Origin of the sequence: Streptococcus sp. DD11 (genome assembly GCF_001578865.1) — a bacterium.
Taxonomy (GTDB): domain Bacteria; phylum Bacillota; class Bacilli; order Lactobacillales; family Streptococcaceae; genus Streptococcus; species Streptococcus panodentis.
The window spans coordinates 162,741-168,898 of record NZ_KQ969395.1 but is presented as its reverse complement, the minus strand read 5'-3'; the positions used below and the strand labels follow the sequence as shown (position 1 = coordinate 168,898).

Annotated in this window: 7 protein-coding genes and 1 pseudogene; 7 read left to right on the top strand and 1 reads right to left on the bottom strand. The window is 47.2% G+C overall.

Going from position 1 to position 6,158, the window contains the following annotated elements; translation table 11 throughout:
• Positions 1 to 90 precede the first annotated feature (90 nt).
• From STRDD11_RS08565 to STRDD11_RS08555, 3 genes and pseudogenes are all read left to right on the top strand, one after another.
• Positions 91 to 213: pseudogene (locus STRDD11_RS08565) on the top strand (HAD hydrolase family protein); the annotation flags it as partial.
• Between the two features lie 149 nt (positions 214 to 362).
• Positions 363 to 749 carry an SMU1112c/YaeR family gloxylase I-like metalloprotein gene (locus tag STRDD11_RS08560; protein ID WP_128836972.1) on the top strand — a complete coding sequence of 129 codons (387 nt, stop codon included), beginning with the start codon at positions 363 to 365 and terminating at the stop codon, positions 747 to 749.
• Positions 750 to 918: 169 nt separating this feature from the next.
• On the top strand, positions 919 to 3,267 hold the full coding sequence (locus tag STRDD11_RS08555; RefSeq protein WP_128836971.1) for an HAD-IC family P-type ATPase: 2,349 nt from the start codon (positions 919 to 921) through the stop codon (positions 3,265 to 3,267).
• A gap of 217 nt (positions 3,268 to 3,484) precedes the next feature.
• On the opposite strand, the gene STRDD11_RS08550 is transcribed toward STRDD11_RS08555, so the two are convergent.
• Entirely contained in the window at positions 3,485 to 3,841 is a 357-nt protein-coding gene (locus tag STRDD11_RS08550) for a DUF3397 domain-containing protein (protein ID WP_128836970.1), read from the bottom strand.
• Between the two features lie 151 nt (positions 3,842 to 3,992).
• Between STRDD11_RS08550 and rplK the strand changes: the two genes are divergently transcribed.
• The 4 genes from rplK to STRDD11_RS08535 all read left to right on the top strand — a co-directional run.
• Entirely contained in the window at positions 3,993 to 4,418 is a 426-nt protein-coding gene (rplK, locus tag STRDD11_RS08545; RefSeq protein ID WP_128836969.1) for a 50S ribosomal protein L11, read from the top strand.
• A 194-nt stretch (positions 4,419 to 4,612) separates the two neighbouring features.
• On the top strand, positions 4,613 to 5,302 hold the full coding sequence (rplA, locus tag STRDD11_RS08540; RefSeq protein WP_128836968.1) for a 50S ribosomal protein L1: 690 nt from the start codon (positions 4,613 to 4,615) through the stop codon (positions 5,300 to 5,302).
• Positions 5,286 to 5,507, top strand: coding sequence for a hypothetical protein (locus tag STRDD11_RS13695; protein ID WP_164828439.1), 222 nt, complete (start codon positions 5,286 to 5,288; stop codon positions 5,505 to 5,507). The genes rplA and STRDD11_RS13695 overlap by 17 nt, the downstream gene beginning before the upstream one ends.
• Positions 5,504 to 6,158: amino acid permease (locus STRDD11_RS08535; RefSeq protein WP_128837111.1), on the top strand; the 655-nt coding region annotated here is incomplete at its 3' end. The genes STRDD11_RS13695 and STRDD11_RS08535, both read left to right, overlap by 4 nt.

The following is a 6,158-nucleotide window of genomic DNA, read 5'->3' as shown; positions in this document are numbered from 1 at the left end:
TCGGACCGGCTGAAGGCACCAAGCCGCGAAAGGTTTTGCAAACTTAAGGAATAAGGAAGATGGCTCAGGTATCGATTAATTGCCTTTGACATGGATGGCCCCTTGTTAAACAGTCAAAAGAAGATTGCGGCAGAGAGTGTGGCGGCTATCCAGGATGCCGTCTCTGCTGGCAAGAAGGTTGTCCTGTTCACCGGTCGGGCGCTGGCTCAGGTAAAAGAGTGCTGATGAGATTGTGGCTGATCATGACCAGAATGGCTGTGCTCAGGCTATCTACCAGTATTTGCTGTGAAAATAAGGCATTAAACTAGGAGCTGTGATTCTTATTTTCCAGCTCCTTATTTTTTATAGAAAAGAGGTTTTTAATGAAATTAGACTCTGTCCATCATATAGCCATCATCGGCCATGACTATGCCCGAACCAAGGAGTTTTATGTAGACAAACTGGGCTTCCAGCTGCTGGATGAACACCATCGGCCGGAGAAAAAGGACATCCTTTTGAATGTCCGTCAGGGCAGTCTGACGCTGGAAATCTTTATCAAATCAGACGCACCAAAAAGGCCGGCCCTGCCCTATCCGGAGCATACCGGCCTGCGGCATCTGGCCTTTCGGGTGGAGGATGTCGAAAGCTGCCTGGCAGAATTGGACCGTCTGGACATTCCTCATACAGAACTGCGCTATGATGACTTTGACGGCCGCAAGATGGCCTTCTTCTTTGATCCAGACGGCCTGCCTTTAGAGCTCCACGAATAAGCTGCTTCTGCTGAGCTGGATTGCCATCAGGCTGGCCCGTTTTTGGAGACATTTTTCGGGCAGCATTGGTTTTTCAAAGAAGATGAACAGTTTCCTACTCAGGTCGGATGAAAAGTTTGGAGATTTTGCTACAATGGGGAAAGGAAATTCGAAATGAACTGGAGAATGTATGCAAACAAATCGGCCGCAGGGACTCACGCAGAGAGAAGTAGAGGAGCGCATTCAAAAAGGCTTAACCAATAAAGTGACGGTTTCGACAGAAAAGACCACTTGGCAGATTGTCAGCGGCAATCTCTTTACTTACTTTAATTTTATTTTTTTGGTGCTGGCTCTTTTGCTGGTCTTGGTTCAGTCTTGGAATAATCTGCTCTTTGTTCCCATTGTCATCACCAATGCTTTGATTGGGATTGTTCAAGAACTGCGGGCCAGAAAGGTTCTGAATCAGATGCATCTCCTGCATACTCTTTCAGCCAAGGTCCTTCGTGATGGCAGAGAACAGGTGCTTCCTGTGGAAGAGCTGGTTCAGGATGATGTGGTTGTATTTGCAGCTGGAGACCAGATTTATGCGGATGGTTTCCTGCTGTCAGGGTCAATAAGGGTCAATGAAGCTCAGCTGACAGGGGAAGCGGACGAAATCGAAAAAAACAGGGGCGATGCCGTTTTGTCCGGCAGCTTTGTAGTGGCAGGCCAAGGCTATGCCCGGCTGGATAAGGTCGGCAATCATTCTTATATCAATCAGCTGGCAAAAAAAGCCAAAGAGGTCAGCGGTATGGAAGAGTCCAAAATGGTTCATGCTGTTAATCGTTTGGTGCAGGCCATCGGCATAGTCATTATCCCTATGGGGCTGCTGCTTTTCTTTCGAAGCTATATCAGCAATCAGGAAACACTGCAGCTCAGTGTGACATCTACGGTCGGTGCAATCGTTGGGATGATTCCGGAAGGGCTCTATCTCTTGATGACACTGGCGCTGGTTTTGGGAGCGGTGCGTCTTGCCAAGCAGCAGGTCCTGTTAAATAGCATGAAAGGGATTGAAACCCTATCGCGGGTGGATGTGATCTGTGTGGACAAGACGGGAACGATTACGGAAAACGACATGGCGGTCAGCCGGCTGGTCTTTGTGGACGGGCAGGAACTGGAGGCAAAGAGCGCTTTGAGTCAGTATCTGGCTGCCAGTCAAGATAAAAATGACACCATTGAGACCATTCGCGCTTATCCAGACTTGGAGCAGATTGCTGCTCCGTGGACCGTCATCCAGCAGTATCCATTTAGCTCTCAGAAAAAGTACGGCGCTGTAGCCTTTGAAAATGGCGTTTTTGTCCTAGGCGCACCGGAATATGTGCTCAGAGAGGACTTGGCCAAGTATCAGCATTCTTTCAAAGAGGAAGCGGAGCAGGGCGCGCGCGTCCTAGTATTCGGCCGCTATCAGGCCGCTTCTTTGGGGGAGGAGCTAAGTGCTGCTGTCTCTCCGCTGGTCTTTCTTCTGCTGGAAAATCCTGTTCGGGCAAATGCTGCGGAAACCTTTGCTTATTTTCAAAAACAGGGAGTTGCAGTCAAGGTCATTTCCGGAGACAATCCTGTGACGGTGTCTGCCGTTGCCAGAAAAGCCGCTATTCCGCATGCTGCATCTTATATTGATGCCAGAGAGCTGGATACGGAGGAAAAAATAGCTCAGGCAGCAGGCAGCTACACTGTATTTGGCCGTGTCAGTCCAGAGCAGAAGCAGCAGCTGGTGCAGGCTTTGCAGGCCGAGGGGCATAATGTTGCCATGACAGGCGACGGTGTCAATGATATTTTAGCCATGAAAAAAGCGGACTGCAGCATTGCCATGGAGTCTGGAAATGATGCGACCAAGCAAATCGCGCAGGTCGTACTGCTGGACTCGGACTTCTCGCACATGCCCCATATTGTGGCAGAAGGCCGGCGGGTTGTCAATAATATCCAGCGTTCCGCCAGTCTCTTTCTGGTAAAGAATCTTTTTTCGATGCTGCTGGCTCTGGCATCCACTCTCTTTGCCTTTACCTATCCTTTGCAGGCTTCGCAGATGTCTCTGATCAGCGCTTTTACCATTGGGATTCCGGGATTTCTGCTGGCATTAGAGCCCAATAACACGCGGATTCGGGGGCGTTTCTTAGAGACTGTTTTAAAGAATGCTCTCCCAGCAGCTTTGGTTGATTTTATCGCAGTTTTGCTGGCTGTTTTCAGCGGTTATGGGCTAGGCCTGTCCTCCAGAGAAATCAGCACATCGGCCATCATCCTGCTGGCAGTTGTCGGCTTTACCCTGATCTATAAGCTGGTTCAGCCGCTAAACAAGGTCAAATGGGGCATTCTGCTGGTCAATGTTTTGGGAATGGCAGGAGCTGCCTTGCTGCTGTCTGGCGTATTTGGTGTGACGGCTCTCTCCCTGAAAGCCCTCACGATGACCTTGCTCTTGTCGCTCACCTTGGAAATCCTGCTGCGATTCTTCCAGTGGCTGACAGATTTTCTTATCTTGAAGATTCAAAAAAGGAGGGCAGCATAAGCGCCCTCAAGCAAGTTTATTTGTTTTTTTTTTCAGAGAGTGGGGCAGCCTCCCATGATGGCTGTCTCTGCCCCTGCTTTCTGATAAGATTCTTGGTAAAGTTTTGAAGAACCCTGCTTTTTCGGCCGTCTCCTGCCACGCTTTCGAATGTCTGGGACTGGGCTGAAAAAGCACCCGCTGTCAGAAATGACGCGCTTGAAGAGAGCTTTGCTGAGAATTAATTTGCAATAAAGAGTCCAATCACCATAGCTACATAGAGAAAAAAGGTCAAGATGAAGCCGGCCCTCCAGAAGAATTTGAAAAATTTTGGATAGTAAAAGGTTCTTTTCTTTCTGAGGAAATAAATGGCAATCGCAATGGCCAGAACTGACAGGGCTAAGCCCAGCTGGGGCAGAAGGCTGTGGTAATAGGCCTGGTCGGAAATGATATAAAATTCCACGACAAAAAGCGGAAAAGCCAAGTCCGCAAAATTCAAGCCATATTTCCGTAATTTAAAAACCCTCACAGTAATAGTCGTTAAAATCAGAGTCAAAAAGATAAACAAAACAGCCGCAATCTTGATTAATAGTGTCATAAGATTATTTTACCACAAAAAAAGCAAAAAAGAAGCTAAAATTCCTTGCATTTGGCAAAGTTTAGTGTATAATAGAAAGGTATGCGGTAAGCATACTTGTGGGAGGTAAAAATCTTTATTTACCGCCAAAACCACAAAGGAGGATTTAAAAATGGCTAAAAAAGTCGAAAAACTTGTAAAACTGCAAATCCCTGCTGGTAAAGCGACTCCAGCTCCGCCAGTTGGTCCTGCGCTTGGTCAAGCCGGTATCAACATCATGGGATTCACAAAAGAGTTCAACGCTCGTACTGCCGATCAGGCTGGTATGATTATTCCGGTTGTTATCTCAGTATACGAAGACAAATCATTTACTTTCGTGACCAAAACGCCGCCGGCTGCTGTTCTGCTTAAGAAAGCTGCAGGTGTTGAAAAAGGTTCTGGTGAGCCAAACAAAACGAAAGTAGCAAGCGTTACCCGTGCTCAGGTACAGGAAATTGCTGAAACCAAGATGCCAGATTTGAACGCTGCAAACATCGAGTCTGCAATGCGTATGATTGAAGGTACTGCTCGTTCTATGGGATTCACTGTTACTGACTAATCAATAACACCCTTAATAAGGGCGAAGATTTTTTGATTGAAATGGGGCAGCTCTTGACAGATACATAGTGCTGTTTATGGAGCTGGGGCCTGTCAGTCAAAAGGAAGTCGCCGGAGACCCGCAAGACTTCATCATTTCGAGAAGTGACGTGGGAGATGAAAATCGATTGAACCACTTACAAGGAGAAGAAAAAAATGGCTAAAAAAAGCAAACAACTTCGTGCTGCACTTGAAAAAATCGACAGCACAAAAGCTTACAGCGTAGAAGAAGCTGTAGCACTTGCAAAAGAAACCAACTTTGCAAAATTTGACGCGACTGTAGAAGTTGCATATAACCTGAATATTGATGTTAAAAAAGCTGACCAGCAGATCCGCGGTGCGATGGTGCTGCCAAACGGAACTGGTAAAACCCAGCGTGTCTTGGTCTTTGCCCGTGGTGCAAAGGCTGAAGAGGCAAAAGCTGCCGGTGCAGACTTCGTGGGCGAAGATGATCTGGTTGCTAAAATCAACGACGGCTGGCTGGACTTTGACGTCGTAATCGCTACACCTGATATGATGGCACTTGTAGGACGTCTGGGACGTGTCCTTGGACCTCGTAACCTCATGCCAAACCCTAAGACTGGTACTGTAACCATGGACGTTGCAAAAGCAGTGGAAGAGTCTAAAGGCGGTAAAATCACTTACCGTGCAGACCGTGCAGGGAACGTACAGGCCATCATCGGTAAAGTATCCTTTGACGCTGACAAGTTGGTTGAAAACTTCAAGGCTTTCAACGATACGATTCAAAAAGCTAAACCAGCTACTGCTAAGGGTACTTACGTAACCAACCTGACCATCACGACTACCCAAGGTGTGGGAATCAAGGTTGATGTTAACTCACTTTAAAGATGACAAGAGAACTGCTTCGGCGGTTCTTTTTTGCTGTCCAGCCGCTCCTGCCTCAGCTGCTGCTGATTTTGCAAGAGCAGGAGTGTTAAAATATTTTCTCATAATTTATAGGGAAAAGGCTTCCAAATCAAGAAAAACATGTTATAATAATATTGAAATCAATTATTTCCATATTAGTGAAAAGGAGAAAGGAAACTTATGAAAAAAGAGCAGAACCAGCTGACCTGGTTAATGGTGTCTTTGATTGCCTTCAACATGGTTTGGGGCTTGGGCAATGTCGTCAACAATTACGCCCAGCAGGGGATTTCGGTCATTGTATCCTGGATTCTCATTCTGGCTATTTATTTTATTCCTTACGCTTTGATTGTAGGACAGCTTGGTTCGACTTTTAAGGAGAGCGGAAGCGGTGTGAGCGACTGGGTCGAAAAAACTTCGACCAAGCGGCTGGCTTATTTTGCCGCCTGGACCTACTGGGTTGTGCATATTCCCTACTTGGCCCAGAAGCCGCAGGGGATTTTGATTCCTCTGGGCTGGGCGCTGCATGGCAATGGTGACTTTTTGAGCAGCTTGGATATTCATTGGATTGTCATTCTCAGTCTGCTTATTTTTGGGGCCTTTCTCTATCTTTCGACCAAGGGCTTGGCTGCGCTGAAGCTAATCGGCGGTTTGGCCGGCAGTGCCATGCTGGTCATGTCTCTGCTGTTTGTTCTCTTGGCGGTTGGGGCGCCTTTTATCAAAACCGACATGCAGTTTGCGACGGCCAATATGGATAAGATCAGTACCTACATTCCCAATTTTGATTTTTCCTATTTCACGACCATTTCCCTCTTGGTCTTTGCGGTCGGAGGGGCTG